Source organism: Streptomyces sp. NPDC050439 (assembly GCF_040655335.1).
In the GTDB taxonomy this organism is placed as follows: Bacteria; Actinomycetota; Actinomycetes; order Streptomycetales; family Streptomycetaceae; genus Streptomyces.
This window is the reverse complement of the sequence record NZ_JBFAJT010000003.1, coordinates 147,056-164,253: the sequence shown is the minus strand read 5'-3', so window position 1 is coordinate 164,253 and position 17,198 is coordinate 147,056. Positions and strand designations below refer to the sequence as shown.

The window sequence follows — 17,198 nt, the reverse complement described above, 5'->3', positions numbered from 1 at the left end:
CGCGGGCCGGGTCGCGGGCCAATTATCACCACTCCCCGCGCCCGGCGGGCGGGGGGCGCCCCCCCCCCCGCCCCCCCCCCCCCCCGCGCGCCCCCCCCCCCCCCCCGCCTCGCGTTCAGTGTCGCTCAGGGAGAAGCCGGCGGATACAGGTCGCGCGGCAGCTGTGAGGCCGCCGCCTTGTCGAGCAGCCACAGCGTCCGTGACCTGCCGTACGCGCCCGCGGCGGGCGCCTGCACCTCGCCCGCGCCCGACAGGGCCATCGCCGCGGCGTTGGCCTTGTCCTCGCCGGCGGCGAGCAGCCACACCTCACGCGCCGACCGGATCGCCGGGAGCGTGAGCGTGATGCGCACGGGCGGCGGCTTGGGCGCGCCGTGCACGCCCACCACCGTCCGCTCCGTCTCACGGACCGCGGGCAACTCCGGGAAGAGCGAGGCGACATGGGTGTCCGGACCGACGCCCAGCATCAGCACGTCGAACGTCGGCACCGGACCATGGTCCTCGGGCCCCGCGGCCGCGGTGAGCTCGGCCGCGTACATCCCGGCCGCCGCGTCCACCTCGTACGCGCCGTCCGACGCGGGCATCGGATGCACCCGGGCCGGGTTCAGGGGCACCGAGTCGAGCAGTGCCTCCTTGGCCTGGGTGTAGTTGCGCTCCGGGTCGCCGTCCGGCAGGAAGCGCTCGTCGCCCCACCACAGGTCCAGGCGCGACCAGTCGATCGCGTCCTTCGCCGGGGACGAACTCAGCGCCGCGAGCAGGCCGTTGCCGTTGCGTCCGCCGGTGAGGACCACCGACGCGAAGCCGCGGGCGGCCTGCGCGTCGACGATCTTCGTGATGAGGCGGGCCGCGGCGGCCTGCGCCATCAGCTCCTTGTCGCGGTGCACCACCAGCTGCGGGGCCGCGCTCACTTGGTCGCCGCCTTCTTGGCCGCGGTCTTCTTCGCGGGAGCGCTCTTCTTCGCCGCCTCCGCGGGCTCCTCCACTGCGGGGACCGCGGTCGCCTCGTACTCGCCCAGGCGGTCCACGCCGTACCTCAGCGCGGACGCGTAGGTGTCGTCCGGGTCGAGACGGCGCAGTTCCTCGGCGATCAGTTCGGCCGTCTCGCGGCGCTTGAGCGCCACCGCGCGGTCGGGCTGCCCCTGGATGGAGAGCGTGGCCAGCGAGCCGTCGGCCCGGCCGAGCACGATGGGACCGCAGTCGGTGTCCATGCGTACGCCGGTGAGGCCGGGGCCCGCGGACAGCGAGCGCTTCACGGGGACGGAGAGCCGGTCCGCGAGCCACATGGCGAGCAGCTCGCAGCTCGGGTTGAACTCCTCGCCCTCCACCTCGACCGACGTCACCTTGCAGGCGATCTGGTCGAGAGCGGCCGCGAGCATCGAGCGCCACGGGGTGATCCGGGTCCAGGAGAGGTCCGTGTCGCCGGGGTGGTAGGCATCGGCGCGCGCGGTCAGCTCGTGGATCGGCTGCTCGGCGGCGTACGTGTCCGTGACGCGGCGCTGGCCGAGCGCGCCGAGCGGGTCCTTGGCCGGGTTGAGCGGCGCGTTGACCGGCCACCACACGACCACGGGGGCGTCGGGAAGCAGCAGCGGCAGGACGACCGACTGGGCGTGGTTGATGACCTCGCCGTAGAGCCGCAGGACCACCGTCTCGCCGGTGCCCGCGTCCGCGCCGACCCGCACCTCGGCGTCGAGGCGTGACGTCGTGCGGTCACGGGGTGAGCGCGCGGCACGCTTGATGACGACCAGCTTGCGCGAGGGGTGCTCGCGGGACGCTTCGTTGGCGGCCTTCAGGGCGTCGTAGGCGTTCTCCTCGTCGGTCACGATGACGAGGGTGAGCACCATGCCGACGGCCGGGGTGCCGATCGCCCTGCGCCCCTTCACGAGCGCCTTGTTGATCTTGCTGGACGTGGTGTCCGTAAGGTCGATCTTCATGGGCGACGCCAGCTCCGTCCGTCTCGTGCGAGCATTTCGTCCGCCTCGGACGGGCCCCAGGTCCCGGACGAATACTGCGCGGGCTTGCCGTGCTTGTCCCAGTACTCCTCGATCGGGTCGAGGATGTTCCAGGAGAGCTCGACCTCCTCCGTGCGCGGGAAGAGGTTGGCGTCGCCGAGCAGGACGTCCAGGATCAGGCGCTCGTACGCCTCCGGGCTGGACTCGGTGAAGGACTCTCCGTAGGCGAAGTCCATCGACACGTCGCGGATCTCCATCGAGGTGCCGGGCACCTTGGAGCCGAACCGGACCGTGATGCCCTCGTCGGGCTGGACACGGATGACGATCGCGTTCTGGCCCAGCTCCTCCGTCGCCGTGTGGTCGAAGGGGGAGTGGGGCGCGCGCTGGAAGACGACCGCGATCTCGGTGACGCGGCGGCCCAGGCGCTTGCCCGTACGGAGATAGAAGGGGACACCCGCCCAGCGGCGGTTGTCCACCTCCAGCTTGATGGCCGCGTAGGTGTCCGTCTTCGACTTGGGGTCGATGCCCTCTTCCTGGAGGTAGCCGACGGCCTTCTCGCCGCCCTGCCACCCTGCGGCGTACTGGCCGCGGACCGTGCTCTTGCCGAGGTCCTTGGGCAGCCGCACGGCGCCGAGGACCTTCGCCTTCTCGGCGACCAGCGCGTTCGCGTCGAAGGAGGCGGGCTCCTCCATCGCGGTCAGCGCCATCAGCTGGAGCAGGTGGTTCTGGATGACGTCACGGGCGGCGCCGATGCCGTCGTAGTAGCCGGCGCGGCCGCCGATGCCGATGTCCTCGGCCATCGTGATCTGGACGTGGTCCACGTACGACCGGTTCCAGATCGGCTCGAACATCTGGTTGGCGAAGCGGAGCGCCAGGATGTTCTGGACGGTCTCCTTGCCGAGGTAGTGGTCGATCCGGAACACCTGGTCCGGGTCGAACACCTCGTGCACGATCGAGTTGAGCTCCTTGGCGGACGCCAGGTCGTGTCCGAAGGGCTTCTCGATGACCGCGCGGCGCCAGGAACCCTGCGGGGCGTCCGCGAGCTCGTGCTTCTTGAGCTGCTGGACGACCTGCGGGAAGAACTTCGGGGGCACCGACAGGTAGAAGGCGAAGTTGCCGCCCGTGCCCTGTGCCTTGTCGAGGTCCTGGATGGTGGCCTTGAGCTGCTCGAAGGCGTCGTCGTCGTCGAAGTTGCCCTGGACGAAGCGCATCCCCTGGATGAGCTGCTGCCAGACCTCTTCGCGGAACGGCGTACGGGAGTGCTGCTTGACGGCGTCGTGGACGACCTGGGCGAAGTCTTCGTCCTCCCAGTCGCGGCGCGCGAAGCCGATGAGCGAGAAGCCCGGCGGCAGCAGGCCACGGTTGGCGAGGTCATAGACAGCGGGCATCAGCTTTTTACGGGACAAATCGCCCGTGACGCCAAAGATGACCAGGCCCGACGGCCCCGCGATACGCGGGAGCCGTCGGTCTGCGGCGTCACGCAGCGGATTGCTGCTTGACAAGATGGTCAGCCCTCCGAAGGGGTGAGGCGCTTGAGCTCCGCCTCGGTGGACTTGAGCAGGTCGTTCCAGGACGCCTCGAACTTCTCGACGCCTTCGTCCTCGAGCAGCTGCACGACCTCGTCGTAGCTGATGCCGAGCTTTTCGACGGCCGCGATCTCAGCGCGCGCGGTGTCGTACGTACCGGCCACGGTGTTGCCCGTGATCTGGCCGTGGTCGGCGGTGGCCTCGAGGGTCGCCTCCGGCATCGTGTTCACCGTGTTCGGCGCGACCAGGTCGTCGACGTACAGGGTGTCCTTGTACGCCGGGTCCTTGACGCCGGTCGAGGCCCACAGCGGACGCTGCTTGTTGGCCTGCGCCTTGTCCAGCGCGGCCCAGCGGTCGGACGAGAAGACCTCTTCGTAGGCCTCGTACGCCAGGCGGGCGTTGGCGAGCGCGACCTTGCCCTTGGCGGACTTGGCCTCGTCGGTGCCCAGGGCGTCCAGGCGCTTGTCGATCTCGGTGTCCACGCGGGACACGAAGAAGGACGCCACCGAGTGGATCTTGGAGAGGTCCAGGCCGCGCTCCTTGGCCTTCTCCAGGCCGGCCAGGTACGCGTCCATGACCAGGCGGTAACGCTCCAGCGAGAAGATCAGCGTGACGTTGACGCTGATGCCCAGGCCGATGACCTCGGTGATCGCGGGCAGGCCCGCCTTCGTCGCCGGGATCTTGATGAGCGTGTTCGGGCGGTCCACCAGCCAGGCGAGCTGCTTGGCCTCGGCGACCGTCGACTTCGTGTTGTGCGCCAGGCGCGGGTCGACCTCGATCGACACGCGGCCGTCCTGGCCGCCCGTCGCGTCGAAGACCGGGCGCAGGATGTCGGCGGCGTCACGGACGTCCGCCGTCGTGATCATGCGGATGGCTTCTTCGACGGTGACACCGCGGGATGCGAGGTCGGAGAGCTGCTGGTCGTAACCGTCGCCCTGCGAGATCGCCTTCTGGAAGATCGACGGGTTGGTCGTGACGCCCACGACGTGGCTCTGGTCGATCAGCTCGGCGAGGTTGCCGGACGTGATCCGCTTGCGCGACAGGTCGTCCAGCCAGATCGCGACGCCTTCGTCGGAAAGGCGCTTGAGTGCGTCTGTCATGAGGATTACATCTCCTACTTGGTCGTATGTCGGCGTCAGCGCTGAGCGGCGTCGATCGATTCCCGGGCGGCCGATGCGACCGCGTCGGCGGTGAAGCCGAACTCGCGGAACAGCACCTTGCCGTCGGCCGAGGCACCGAAGTGCTCCAGCGAGACGATGCGCCCGGCGTCACCCACGAAGCGGTGCCAGGTCAGGCCGATGCCCGCCTCGACCGCCACGCGCGCCTTGACGGACGGCGGAAGGACGCTGTCGCGGTACCCCTGGTCCTGCGCCTCGAACCACTCGACGCACGGCATCGAGACGACGCGCGTGGGAACACCCGCGGCCTGCAGCTGCTCGCGCGCCTCGACGGCGAGCTGCACCTCGGAGCCCGTGCCGATGAGGACGACCTCGGGGGTGCCGCCGTCGGCCTCGAAGAGTACGTAGCCACCCTTGACGGCGCCCTCGGTGACCTCACGGTCGTACGTCGGCACGCCCTGACGGGTCAGCGCGAGGCCGTGCGGGGCGCCCTTGCCGAACTCCTTGGTGTAGCGCTTGAGGATCTCGCGCCACACGACGGCGGTCTCGTTCGCGTCCGCCGGGCGGACCACGTTCAGGCCCGGGATGGCGCGCAGCGAGGCCAGGTGCTCGACCGGCTGGTGCGTCGGGCCGTCCTCGCCGAGACCGATGGAGTCGTGCGTCCACACGTACGTCACCGGGAGGTGCATCAGCGCGGAGAGACGGACGGCGTTGCGCATGTAGTCGGAGAACACCAGGAAGGTGCCGCCGAAGATGCGGGTGTTGCCGTGCAGCGCGATGCCGTTCATCTCCGCGGCCATGGAGTGCTCGCGGATGCCGAAGTGGATCGTGCGGCCGTACGGGTCCGCCTCCGGCAGCGGGTTGCCCGCCGGGAGGAACGACGACGTCTTGTCGATCGTGGTGTTGTTCGAGCCCGCGAGGTCGGCGGAGCCGCCCCACAGCTCGGGGATCACCGCGCCGAGCGCCTGCAGGACCTTGCCGGACGCGGCACGCGTCGCGACGCCCTTGCCCGCCTCGAAGACCGGGAGCTTCTCCTCCCAGCCCTGGGGGAGCTCGCCCGCGGCGACGCGGTCGAACTCGGCGGCGCGCGCGGAGTCGGCGGTGCGCCAGGCGGCGAAGCCCTTCTCCCACTCGGCCTTGGCGTCACGGCCGCGGTCGAGGGCGGCGCGGGTGTGCGCGAGGACCTCGTCCGAGACCTCGAAGTTCTTCTCCGGGTCGAAGCCGAGGACACGCTTGGTGGCCGCGACCTCTTCGTCGCCGAGCGCCGAGCCGTGCGCGGCCTCGGTGTTCTGCGCGTTCGGAGCGGGCCAGGCGATGATCGAGCGCATGGCGATGAAGGAGGGGCGCTCCGTCTCCGCCTTCGCGGCCAGGATCGCCCGGTAGAGGGCGGCCGGGTCGAGGTCGCCGTTCTCCTTGGGCTCCACGCGCTGGACGTGCCAGCCGTAGGCCTCGTACCGCTTCATGGTGTCCTCGGACACCGCGGTCTCCGTGTCGCCCTCGATGGAGATGTGGTTGTCGTCCCACAGCAGCACGAGGTTGCCGAGCTTCTGGTGCCCGGCCAGCGACGACGCCTCGCCGGAGATGCCCTCCTGGAGACAGCCGTCGCCCGCGATCGCGAAGATGTGGTGGTCGAACGGCGACTCGCCGGCAGCGGTCTGCGGGTCGAACAGTCCACGCTCGTAGCGGGCGGCCATCGCCATGCCCACGGCGTTGGCGACGCCCTGGCCGAGGGGGCCGGTCGTCGTCTCCACGCCCGTGGTGTGCCCGTACTCCGGGTGGCCCGGGGTCTTCGAGCCCCAGGTGCGGAACGCCTTCAGGTCATCGAGCTCCAGGCCGAAGCCGGCCAGGTAGAGCTGGATGTAGAGGGTCAGGGACGAGTGGCCCGCGGAAAGGACGAACCGGTCGCGCCCGGTCCACTCGGCGTCCGCGGGGTCGTGCCGCATCACCTTCTGGAAGAGGGTGTACGCGGCGGGCGCGAGGCTCATGGCCGTACCAGGATGGCCGTTGCCGACCTTCTGTACGGAGTCCATGGCCAGGACGCGGGCAGTATCAACAGCCCGCTGGTCCAGTTCGGTCCACTCGAGGTCTGTGGTGGTCGGCTTGGTGCTCACCCTGAGTCAGGGCTCCTCTCCACATGTCGAATGCCGGCGATGTAGATCCCACCGGCCGATGTCGAGCCTACCGCTGTAAAGACGTGCATTTTTTCGAGTCATTCCAGAGTGCCGGGGTGCGCCGCCATCCGCCTCCCGAAAGGGATCCACGGTGTTCACCATGTGATCCGCAAGCCGCTCATCTGGACTCCCACAACGAGTGCGGGACCGCTCATCTGAACGGGTGTCGGGCCGCGTTTCGGGCGCACCAACACGCCGCTCAACACGACCCCACCCCCGCGATGGGCGAGGTATGGGCAACGTCTACAGTGGCGTGGTACGCGCGAGCCTTTACCGGATCTTCATGTCTGAACGTCCGACGCGGCTTGCTGGGAAGTCTCTGTCAGGGGTGTGCGTGACGGCCGTTGAATCCCGTCCAGCGGGAGCAATTGGGACGAGCTCTAGCCCAAGCCACCGGCCGCTCGGGGCCCGTGTCATGGCGTTCGTGGCGCTGACCAAGCCGCGAATCATCGAACTCCTCCTGATCACCACCGTTCCGGTGATGTTCCTCGCCGAGCAGGGGGTGCCCGACCTCTGGCTGGTCTTCGTGACCTGCCTGGGCGGCTACCTCTCGGCGGGCGGCGCGAACGCGCTCAACATGTACATCGACCGTGACATCGACGCCCTGATGGACCGTACGTCCCAGCGGCCCCTGGTCACGGGAATGGTCAGCCCCCGGGAGTGCCTCGCCTTCGGCATCGCCCTCGCGGTCGGCTCGACGCTGCTCTTCGGCCTCGCCGTCAACTGGCTGTCCGCCTGGCTCGCCCTGGGCGCCCTGCTCTTCTACGTGGTCGTCTACACGATGATCCTTAAGCGCCGCACCTCGCAGAACATCGTCTGGGGCGGCATCGCGGGCTGCATGCCCGTGCTCATCGGCTGGTCCTCGGTGACCAACTCGCTCTCCTGGGCGCCGGTCATCCTCTTCCTCGTGATGTTCTTCTGGACGCCGCCGCACTACTGGCCGCTGTCGATGAAGGTCAAGGACGACTACGCGCGCGTGGGCGTGCCCATGCTGCCGGTCGTCGCGTCGAACAAGGTGGTCGCGCGGCAGATCGTCCTCTACAGCTGGGTGATGGTCGCCGTCTCGCTGCTGCTTCAGCCGCTCGGCTACACCGGCTGGTTCTACACCGTGGTCGCCTTCGTGACCGGCGGCTGGTGGCTGTGGGAGGCGCACGGCCTGCAGAACCGCGCCAAGGCCGAGGTCACGGGCGGCAAGCTCAAGGAGATGCGGCTCTTCCACTGGTCGATCACCTACGTCTCGCTGCTGTTCGTGGCGGTCGCGGTGGACCCCTTCCTTCGCTGAGCCCAGGACTTTCCCGGCGGGCGGGGCACGTGGTGTTGAACGCCACGTGCCCCGCCCGTCGCCAGTTGATCTACCCGTCGGTAGCATCCTGCTCATGGCAGAGACGCAGCAGGTCGAGGACAGCAAGCAGGCAGCCCGCGCGGACAAGAAGGCGGCCAAGCTTGCCAAGCAGATCGGTGCCTTCGCCCAGGCGCACGGCGGTGCCGAGGGGCAGGTCGCGTACATCGGGCACGAGGGCACCCGCATCGTCCTGGTCGGCGACGACGGCGGCTGGGGCGACCTGGTGGCCCCCACCTACGAGATCGCGCAGAGCGCCGTCGAGAAGGCCGGGATCACCGTCCACGAGGACTTCGACGGTGACTTCGCCGCCAAGGTGGAGACCGGCCCGTACGAGTGGTCGCGGATGGCCGGCATCCAGCTCGGCGGCAAGAGCAACGGCTGACGGCATCGAGGCCGTGGCGGACAGAACGGCCGTGAGCAACACCTGACACCCGGGTCACCCGTTAGGACGGTAGGAGCACGTCCGTCTACCGGGAGCCCGGATGATCGAAACGCCGTCCCTGGTGGACCAGTACTGCCACGGTGTGCTGCGTACGGAGCTGGGCCTCGGCACCTTCGAGGCCCATCTCGGCCGCGGTGAGGGCCCGCCCGCGCCCGGCACCACCTTCTTCGACACCCAGACGGGCTTCGCCGTGCGCCGCTGGTGCCCGCCGCTGCTCGGCCTCGAACCGCACTGCCCGCCCGCCCGCTACCTCGCCCGCCGCCGTGACCTGGGCGTTCTGGAGGCGGGACGACGGCTGCTGCGGGGGAGCGGCATCACGACGTATCTGGTCGACACGGGGCTGCCCGGCGATCTGACGGGGCCCGGCGAGATGGCGTCGGCCGGTGACGCCGACGCCCGTGAGATCGTCCGCCTGGAATTACTGGCCGAACAGGTCGCCGACACCTCCGGCACCGTCGACTCGTTCCTCGCCAACCTCGCCGAGTCCGTGCACGCGGCCGCCGCGAACGCCGTCGCCTTCACCTCCGTGGCGGGCGTCCGGCGCAGCCTCGCCCTGGCACCCGAGCCGCCGGGTCCCGGGGAGGTGCGAGGGGCGGCGGGACGCTGGCTGGCCCGGCGGCAGGTGGGCGGGGCGCTCCAGGACCCGGTGCTGCTCCGGCATCTGCTCTGGATCGCCGTCGCGTCGGGGCGTCCGCTGCAACTGCACGCGGGGTCCGGCGACCCGCAGGGGTACTTCGGCGGGTTCGCGCGGGCGACCGCGGGGCTCGGCACCGATCTGGTCCTGCTGCACGGCTATCCGTACCACCGCAACGCCGCTGACCTGGCCGGTCTCTTCCCGCACGTGTACGCGGATCTGGGGCCCGCCCTGGTGCGCACGGGCGCTCGCGCGGCCGCCGTGCTCGCGGAGATCCTGGAGCTCGCGCCCTTCGGCAAGCTGTTGTTCTCCAGCGGCGCGCACGGGCTTCCCGAGCTGCACGTGGTGGGTGCACGGCTCTTCGGGGAGGCGCTGGGGCGGGTGCTCGGGGGGTGGGTCGCGGAGGGCGCGTGGTCGCTGCCGGACGCGCAGCGGGTGGCGGGGCTCATCGCGGCGGGCAACGCCCGCCGCGTGTACGGCCTGACCGACGACTGAGGTCAGACCGCCGAGAGCCGCGAGTCGTCGGCCTGGGCCGGCAGACCGGCGGAGGGGTAGGGCCGTTCGCGCAGCGACAGCAGGACGCGCAGCACGGCGATCCAGACCACGCACGAGCCGAACATGTGCAGGCCGACCAGGACCTCGGGCAGATCCGTGAAGTACTGGACGTAACCGATCGCGCCCTGGGCGAGCAGGATCAGGAAGAGGTCGCGGGTGCGGTGCAGCGGGCCCTTGGGGGCGTCGACCGCCTTGAGGACGAACCACAGGGCGAACGTCAGTGTCACCACGATCCAGGCGAGCACGGCGTGCAGCTTGCTGACGGTCTCCCAGTCGAAGCCCATCCGCGGCACCTCGCTGGAGTCACCGGCGTGCGGCCCGGAGCCCGTCACGACGGTGCCGACCGCGATGAGCAGCGCGGACGCCGCGACCAGGAACCACACAAGCTGCGCCACGGCCTTGCCGACCAGCGGACGTACCTCACCGTCGCCCTCGCGGGTGCGCTGCCACATCGTGACGGCGACCGCGATCAGGGCGGTGGAGAGCAGGAAGTGCGCCGCGACCGTCCACGGGTTGAGGCCGACGAGCACCACGATGCCGCCGAGGATCGCATTGCCCATGACCAGCCAGAACTGGGCCCAGCCGAGCCGGGTGAGGCTGCGCCGCATCGGCTTCTGCGAGCGCGCCGCGATGATCGCCCAGCCGACGGCCGCGCAGAGCACGTACGCCAGCATGCGGTTGCCGAACTCGATGGCTCCGTGGAGGCCCATCTCGTGGGTGGCCGTCAGGGAGTCGTCCGTGCACTTGGGCCAGGTCGGGCAGCCGAGGCCTGATCCGGTCAGCCGGACGGCGCCGCCGGTGACCACGATGCACACCGTCATCGCGAGCGAGATGAGGGCGGCACGCTGGACGGTCCGCTGCTGCGGGGTCCAGCGTTCGGCGATGAAGGCGAGCGGGTTGCGCACGGCGGAGACGGCGTCGGCTCGGGTCACGTTTGGCACGGGGACCATCGTAGGGGGCCGCTTGTGCAAGCTTTCACGAGGGGGACGTATCCGGTGCTTCTGTGACGCGGCTTACGCCGGACGCGGGGGTCCGGCGGCTACTCCCAGCGGAAGAACCTGCCCGCGGCGCCGAGCCCGACGACCGCCCAGACCGCCAGGATCGCCAGGTTCCCCCACGGCATCCCCGCGCCGTCCTGGAGCACGTCCCGCAGGCCGTCGGAGAGGGCGGAGATCGGCAGCAGGCCGAGCACCGACTGGGCCGCGTCGGGGAACTTGTCCAGCGGCACGATGACGCCGCCGCCCACCAGCAGGAGCAGGAAGACCAGGTTCGCGGCGGCGAGCGTCGCCTCGGCCTTCAGGGTGCCCGCCATCAGCAGGCCGAGGCCCGAGAAGGCCGCCGTGCCGAGGATCAGGAGAAGGAGTACGGCGAAGGGGTTGCCGTGCGGTGACCAGCCCAGCGCGAAGGCGATCACCGTCAGGAGCACGATCTGCAGGACCTCGGTGACCAGGACCGACAGGGTCTTCGCCGCCATCAGGCCCCAGCGGGGCAGGGGTGAGGCACCGAGCCGCTTGAGGACGCCGTAGCGGCGCTCGAAGCCCGTGGCGATGGCCTGCCCGGTGAACGCCGTCGACATCACGGCGAGGGCGAGGATGCCGGGCGCGAGGAAGTCCACGGCCTTGCCCTCGCCGGTGTCCACGATGTCGACCGCGCTGAACAGCACGAGCAGCAGCGTGGGGATGACGACGGTCAGCAGCAGCTGCTCGCCGTTGCGCAGCAGCATCTTCGTCTCGAGCGCCGCCTGCGCGGCGATCATGCGGGGGAGCGGGGCGGCGCCCGGCTTCGGCGTGTACGTACCGGCGGCGCTCATCCGCGCAGCTCCTTGCCTGTGAGCTCCAGGAAGACGTCTTCCAGGGTGTGGCGTTCGACGGCGATCTTTTCCGGCATCACGCCGTGCTGGGCGCACCAGGAGGTGACCGTGGCGAGCAGCTGCGGGTCGACCGTGCCGCTCACGCGGTAGGCGCCCGGGGTGAGTTCGGCCGCCGCGGAGTCCGGCGGGAGCGCCTTGAGGAGGGAGCCGACGTCGAGTCCCGGGCGTCCGGAGAAGCGCAGGGTGTTCTCGGCACCGCCACGGCACAGCTCCTCCGGCGTGCCCTCGGCGATGACCTTGCCCGCGTCGATGATGGCGACCTCGTCGGCGAGCTGCTCGGCCTCGTCCATGTGGTGCGTGGTGAGGATGACGCTGACGCCGTCGGTGCGCAGATCGCGTACGAGATCCCAGGTGGCGCGGCGTGCCTGCGGGTCGAGGCCCGCGGTCGGCTCGTCCAGGAAGACCAGCTCGGGCCGTCCGACCACGGCCATGGCGAGCGCGAGGCGCTGCTGCTGGCCGCCGGACAGGCGCCGGTAGGTGGTGCGGCCGCAGCTCTCCAGACCCAGGCGCTCGATCAGCGCGCCCACGTCCAGGGGGTGCGCGTGCAGCTTCGCCATGTGGCGCAGCATCTCGTCGGCGCGGGCGCCGGAGTAGACGCCGCCGGACTGGAGCATCACGCCGATGCGGGGGCGCAGCGCGCCGGCCTCGCGGACCGGGTCGAGGCCGAGGACGCGGACCGTGCCCGCGTCCGGCCTGCGATAGCCCTCGCAGGTCTCGATCGTGGTGGTCTTCCCGGCGCCGTTCGGCCCGAGGACCGCGGTGACGGTGCCCGCGCGGACCCGGAGGTCGAGGCCGTCCACCGCGGTCTTCTTGCCGTACCGCTTGACCAGGCCGGTGACCTGGACGACGGACTCAATTCCCATGCCGGGAAGTCTAGAGAGGGGGAGGAGGGGCGTGGGCAGGGGGCTGTCAGCCCGCCCACTCGGCGCGCGAGCGGTGGGTGTCGAGCCAGCGCTCGGCGTACGCGACCGCGTCGGCCACCGGGAAGAGGCGGGCCGTGGCGGCGCCCACCTTCCTGCGCACCACGGGGCGGTCCCGCTCGAAATCCGCGCCGAGTTCGTCGAAGCGCTCCTCGGAGATCGAGGTCTCGCGCACCGTCATCCAGCGGCGGCCCTGCGGGGTCATGACCGCGAAGGAGTTCTCGGCCTCTGGGGCCGGGAGGCGGTACTCGGCCAGGTGGAAGGAGGTGCAGGAGTCGTAGCCCGCGCCGAGCAGCAGGACCCGGGCGCCCGATGCCTCCAGGCGGGCCAGCGGGCTGCGCTCGCCGAGGCGGCAGTCAAGGGCGTGCTCCTCCAGGAGCGCCTGCGCGCGGGGGCCGACCGCCGCGAAGGAGGTCTGGGGGTGGGCGCTGCGCAGGGCGCCGGGCCAGGTGCGTACGGTCTCGGGGATCACGCCGACGCCCCGGGTGGGGGCGGTGCGCGGGTCGTAGGCGGGGATGGACGCGCGGATCTCGGGCCACCAGGACTCGGGCACGGGCGGGTTCTCCCACTCGGCCGGGTCGGAGTTGTCGCTGGACTGGGTGGGGACCACGAGCGTGCCCTTTTGGCCCAGCGTGTCGAGGAGCGCCTGGACGACGGAGATCTGGCCTCCGACGACCCAGCCGAGCGCGCTCAGCGAGGAGTGCACCAGGAGGGTCTCGCCGGGGCTCACGCCGAGCTCGCGGAGGTCGGCCGCGAGGGACGCGCGCGTACACAAAGGCCCGGTGGGAGGGGGTGTCGACATGGTCAGGGAGTCTGTACGCCCCCGCCGTCCCGCGCCACCGATTTGATCGATCAGTGATCATTTCCGCAGGTCAGCTTAGGTATGCCTAAGTGATGCAGCGCACCGGACCGTGATCCTGACGCGGGTTGTCAGGCTCTGAGGAATTACGCAACAATGGCGTTGTGAAAAACGTCGGCGAGGCTCCGCAGGAGGAACTCGCGACCGGGGAGCGGTCTACGCGCAACCGGGTCGCGCGGTCCATCCTGGACCACGGCCCCTCCACGGTGGCCGACCTCGCGGGCCGCCTCAAGCTGACCCAGGCCGCCGTGCGCCGGCACCTCGACACCCTCGCCCACGAGAACGTGGTCGAGCCCCGGGAGCAGCGGATCTACGGCGCACGTACGCGCGGACGCCCCGCCAAGGTCTTCGCGCTCACCGACTGCGGCCGGGACGCCTTCGACCAGTCGTACGACAAGCTCGCAGCCGACGCCCTGCGCTGGATCAGTGAGCGGCACGGCGAGGGAGCGGTCGTCGACTTCGCCCGCGAGCGGATCACGGCCCAGGCCGAGGTCTACCGCAAGGCGATGGACGCGGCGCCCCCCGAGCAGCGCACGGAGGCTCTCGCGAAGGCGTTGACCGCCGACGGGTACGCTGCTACGGCCCGCACGGCCCCCGTAGGCGAGCAGCTGTGCCAGCACCACTGCCCGGTCGCCCACGTCGCCGAGCAGTACCCACAACTTTGCGAGGCGGAGACAGAGATGTTCTCCGCCCTCCTCGGGACGCACGTCCAGCGGCTCGCCACCATCGCCCACGGCGACGGCGTCTGCACGACGTTCATCCCGCGCAACACCCCACAGTCGTCACAGACCACTGACAAAGCATCCGCAAGCAAGGCCGGGAGGAACCCCGCATGACGCTCCCCACGGAGACTGCCCACCCCGAACTCGAGGGTCTGGGCACGTACGAATACGGCTGGGCCGACTCCGACGTGGCCGGGGCGTCCGCCAAGCGCGGCATCAACGAAGACGTCGTGAAGGACATCTCGGCCAAGAAGAACGAGCCGGAGTGGATGACCAAGCTCCGTCTCAAGGGCCTGCGCCTCTTCGACAAGAAGCCCATGCCGAACTGGGGCTCCGACCTCTCCGGCATCGACTTCGACAACATCAAGTACTTCGTGCGGTCCACGGAGAAGCAGGCGGAGTCCTGGGAGGACCTGCCCGAGGACATCAAGAACACGTACGACAAGCTCGGCATCCCCGAGGCGGAGAAGCAGCGCCTCGTCGCCGGTGTCGCGGCCCAGTACGAGTCCGAGGTCGTTTACCACCAGATCCGTGAGGACCTGGAGGAGCAGGGCGTCATCTTCCTCGACACGGACACCGCCCTGAAGGAGCACCCGGAGCTCTTCAAGGAGTACTTCGGCACGGTCATCCCCGTCGGCGACAACAAGTTCGCGTCGCTGAACTCCGCCGTGTGGTCCGGTGGCTCGTTCATCTACGTCCCCAAGGGCGTGCACGTCGAGATCCCGCTCCAGGCCTACTTCCGCATCAACACGGAGAACATGGGCCAGTTCGAGCGGACGCTGATCATCGTCGACGAGGACGCGTACGTCCACTACGTCGAGGGCTGCACGGCGCCGATCTACAAGTCGGACTCGCTGCACTCCGCGGTCGTCGAGATCATCGTGAAGAAGGGCGGCCGCTGCCGCTACACGACGATCCAGAACTGGTCGAACAACGTCTACAACCTGGTCACCAAGCGCGCCGTGGCGTACGAGGGCGCGACCATGGAGTGGATCGACGGCAACATCGGCTCCAAGGTGACGATGAAGTACCCCGCCGTCTACCTGATGGGCGAGCACGCCAAGGGCGAGACGCTGTCCATCGCCTTCGCGGGCGAGGGCCAGCACCAGGACGCCGGATCGAAGATGGTCCACATGGCGCCCAACACGTCCTCCAACATCGTCTCGAAGTCCGTGGCGCGTGGCGGCGGCCGCACCTCCTACCGCGGTCTCGTCGAGATCGGCGAAGGCGCCGCCGGATCGAAGTCGAACGTCCTGTGTGACGCGCTGCTCGTCGACACGATCTCCCGCTCGGACACGTACCCCTACGTGGACGTGCGCGAGGACGACGTGTCCATGGGTCACGAGGCGACCGTCTCCAAGGTCTCCGACGACCAGCTCTTCTACCTGATGAGCCGCGGTCTGACGGAGTTCGAGGCCATGGCGATGATCGTGCGCGGCTTCGTCGAGCCGATCGCCAAGGAGCTGCCCATGGAGTACGCCCTGGAGCTGAACCGGCTGATCGAGCTGCAGATGGAGGGTTCGGTCGGTTAAGACCGGACACCGTCCCCGCAGCGACCGACTTCTTTACCCAGAGAGAGAGCACGACGACAGCCATGGCTGAGGCTCAGAACATCCCGGTGGGCTCCACCACCGCCGGATCGATCGCGGTGGCCGCCGAGTCCACCGTCGCGACCCGCATGAGCGCTCCCCCGTCCTTCGACGTGGCGGACTTCCCCGTCCCCCACGGCCGCGAGGAGGAGTGGCGGTTCACGCCGCTGGAGCGCCTTCGCGGGCTGCACGACGGCACCGCGGTCGCCACCGGCGGCATCCGCGTCGACGTGACGGCTCCGGCGGGCGTGACCCAGGAGACCGTCGGCCGTGACGACGCGCGCGTGGGCAAGGCGGGCAAGCCCGTCGACCGCGTGGCCGCGCAGGCCTACTCGTCCTTCGAGAAGGCCTCGGTCGTGACCGTCCCCAAGGAGACGGTCCTGACCGAGCCGATCCGGATCGCCGTGCACGGCGAGGGCGGCACCGCCTTCGCGCACCAGGTCATCGAGGTGGGCGCGTTCGCCGAGGCCCTCGTCGTCATCGACCACACCGGTGACGCCGTGCTCGCCGCCAACGTCGACTACCTCCTGGGCGACGGCGCCAAGCTCACCGTCGTCTCCGTCCAGGACTGGGACGACAAGGCCGTGCACATCGCGCAGCACAACGCGCTGATCGGCCGGGACGCCTCCTTCAAGTCGGTCGTCGTGACCTTCGGCGGCGACGTCGTGCGCCTGCACCCCCGCGTCGAGTACGCGGGCACGGGCGGCGAGGCCGAGCTCCTCGGCCTGTACGTCACCGACGCCGGCCAGCACCAGGAGCACCGCCTCCTGGTCGACCACAACCAGCCGCACTGCAAGTCGAACGTCGTCTACAAGGGCGCGCTCCAGGGCGACGACGCCCACGCGGTGTGGATCGGCGACGTCCTCATCGAGGCCGCCGCCGAGGGCACCGACACGTACGAGATGAACCGCAACCTGGTTCTGACCGACGGCGCCCGCGTCGACTCCGTGCCGAACCTCGAGATCGAGACCGGCGAGATCGTCGGAGCGGGCCACGCCTCGGCGACCGGCCGCTTCGACGACGAGCAGCTCTTCTACCTCCAGTCGCGCGGTATCCCGGAGGACGAGGCCCGTCGCCTGGTCGTCCGCGGCTTCTTCGCCGAGCTGGTCCAGCAGATCGGTCTGCCGGACGTCGAGGAGCGCCTCATCGCGAAGATCGAAGAGGAGCTGGAGGCGACGGTCGCATGACCTTCGTACGCGCCTGCGGCCTGAGCGAGCTGTCGGAGGACACCCCGAAGCGGGTGGAACTCGACGGCACGCCGGTCTCGGTCGTCCACACCGAGGGCGAGGTGTTCGCGATCAACGACATCTGCTCGCACGCGAACGTCTCCCTCTCCGAGGGCGAGGTGGAGGACTGCCAGATCGAGTGCTGGCTGCACGGCTCCGCCTTCGACCTCCGCACCGGCAAGCCGTCCGGTCTTCCCGCGACGCGCCCCGTCCCCGTATACCCCGTAAAGATCGAAGGGGACGATGTGCTCGTCTCCCTCACCCAGGAGTCCTGAGGCA

Annotated in this window: 16 protein-coding genes; 7 read left to right on the top strand and 9 right to left on the bottom strand. The window is 70.0% G+C overall.

Annotated elements, in window-relative coordinates; all coding sequences use genetic code 11:
- Positions 1-125: 125 nt before the first annotated feature.
- The 5 genes from pgl to tkt are packed head-to-tail and all read right to left on the bottom strand — an operon-like array spanning position 126 to position 6,700.
- Complete coding sequence (pgl, locus tag AB0I66_RS13865; protein ID WP_363208049.1) at positions 126-905, bottom strand: 6-phosphogluconolactonase; 780 nt, start codon at positions 903-905, stop codon at positions 126-128.
- On the bottom strand, positions 902-1,927 hold the full coding sequence (gene opcA / locus AB0I66_RS13860; RefSeq protein WP_363208048.1) for a glucose-6-phosphate dehydrogenase assembly protein OpcA: 1,026 nt from the start codon (positions 1,925-1,927) through the stop codon (positions 902-904). The genes pgl and opcA overlap by 4 nt, the downstream gene beginning before the upstream one ends.
- Entirely contained in the window at positions 1,924-3,456 is a 1,533-nt protein-coding gene (gene zwf, locus AB0I66_RS13855) for a glucose-6-phosphate dehydrogenase (protein WP_363208665.1), read from the bottom strand. The genes opcA and zwf overlap by 4 nt, the downstream gene beginning before the upstream one ends.
- The gene (gene tal, locus AB0I66_RS13850; RefSeq protein WP_363208047.1) at positions 3,453-4,571 is read right to left on the bottom strand and encodes a transaldolase; all 1,119 of its coding nucleotides are present in this window, start codon (positions 4,569-4,571) and stop codon (positions 3,453-3,455) included. Before tal ends, zwf begins: the two co-directional genes overlap by 4 nt.
- A 35-nt stretch (positions 4,572-4,606) precedes the next feature.
- Positions 4,607-6,700, bottom strand: coding sequence for a transketolase (gene tkt / locus AB0I66_RS13845; protein ID WP_363208046.1), 2,094 nt, complete (start codon positions 6,698-6,700; stop codon positions 4,607-4,609).
- A 388-nt stretch (positions 6,701-7,088) separates the two neighbouring features.
- On the opposite strand from tkt, the gene AB0I66_RS13840 reads away from it, so the two are divergent.
- The 3 genes from AB0I66_RS13840 to AB0I66_RS13830 all read left to right on the top strand — a co-directional run bounded on the left by AB0I66_RS13840 (position 7,089) and on the right by AB0I66_RS13830 (position 9,673).
- Entirely contained in the window at positions 7,089-8,042 is a 954-nt protein-coding gene (locus AB0I66_RS13840) for a heme o synthase (RefSeq protein ID WP_363208664.1), read from the top strand.
- 94 nt (positions 8,043-8,136) lie between these two features.
- A complete protein-coding gene (locus tag AB0I66_RS13835; protein ID WP_363208045.1) occupies positions 8,137-8,484 on the top strand; it encodes a hypothetical protein in 348 nt (115 codons plus the stop codon).
- Positions 8,485-8,584: 100 nt separating this feature from the next.
- A complete protein-coding gene (locus tag AB0I66_RS13830) occupies positions 8,585-9,673 on the top strand; it encodes an amidohydrolase (protein WP_363208044.1) in 1,089 nt (362 codons plus the stop codon).
- Positions 9,674-9,675: 2 nt separating this feature from the next.
- Here the strand turns inward: AB0I66_RS13830 and AB0I66_RS13825 are convergent, their stop codons facing one another.
- From AB0I66_RS13825 to AB0I66_RS13810, 4 genes are all read right to left on the bottom strand, one after another.
- The gene (locus AB0I66_RS13825) at positions 9,676-10,683 is read right to left on the bottom strand and encodes a COX15/CtaA family protein (protein ID WP_363208043.1); all 1,008 of its coding nucleotides are present in this window, start codon (positions 10,681-10,683) and stop codon (positions 9,676-9,678) included.
- Between the two features lie 89 nt (positions 10,684-10,772).
- Complete coding sequence (locus AB0I66_RS13820; RefSeq protein WP_363208042.1) at positions 10,773-11,543, bottom strand: ABC transporter permease; 771 nt, start codon at positions 11,541-11,543, stop codon at positions 10,773-10,775.
- Complete coding sequence (locus AB0I66_RS13815; protein WP_363208041.1) at positions 11,540-12,466, bottom strand: ABC transporter ATP-binding protein; 927 nt, start codon at positions 12,464-12,466, stop codon at positions 11,540-11,542. Before AB0I66_RS13815 ends, AB0I66_RS13820 begins: the two co-directional genes overlap by 4 nt.
- Before the next feature lie 46 nt (positions 12,467-12,512).
- A complete protein-coding gene (locus AB0I66_RS13810; protein ID WP_363208040.1) occupies positions 12,513-13,325 on the bottom strand; it encodes an AAC(3) family N-acetyltransferase in 813 nt (270 codons plus the stop codon).
- A 161-nt stretch (positions 13,326-13,486) separates the two neighbouring features.
- On the opposite strand from AB0I66_RS13810, the gene AB0I66_RS13805 reads away from it, so the two are divergent.
- From AB0I66_RS13805 to AB0I66_RS13790, 4 genes are all read left to right on the top strand, one after another.
- Entirely contained in the window at positions 13,487-14,218 is a 732-nt protein-coding gene (locus tag AB0I66_RS13805; protein WP_363208039.1) for a metalloregulator ArsR/SmtB family transcription factor, read from the top strand.
- Positions 14,215-15,636, top strand: coding sequence for a Fe-S cluster assembly protein SufB (gene sufB, locus AB0I66_RS13800; protein WP_190083270.1), 1,422 nt, complete (start codon positions 14,215-14,217; stop codon positions 15,634-15,636). Before AB0I66_RS13805 ends, sufB begins: the two co-directional genes overlap by 4 nt.
- Before the next feature lie 62 nt (positions 15,637-15,698).
- Entirely contained in the window at positions 15,699-16,880 is a 1,182-nt protein-coding gene (sufD, locus tag AB0I66_RS13795; RefSeq protein WP_363208038.1) for a Fe-S cluster assembly protein SufD, read from the top strand.
- The gene (locus AB0I66_RS13790; protein WP_190083272.1) at positions 16,877-17,194 is read left to right on the top strand and encodes a bifunctional 3-phenylpropionate/cinnamic acid dioxygenase ferredoxin subunit; all 318 of its coding nucleotides are present in this window, start codon (positions 16,877-16,879) and stop codon (positions 17,192-17,194) included. The genes sufD and AB0I66_RS13790 overlap by 4 nt, the downstream gene beginning before the upstream one ends.
- Positions 17,195-17,198: the final 4 nt, after the last annotated feature.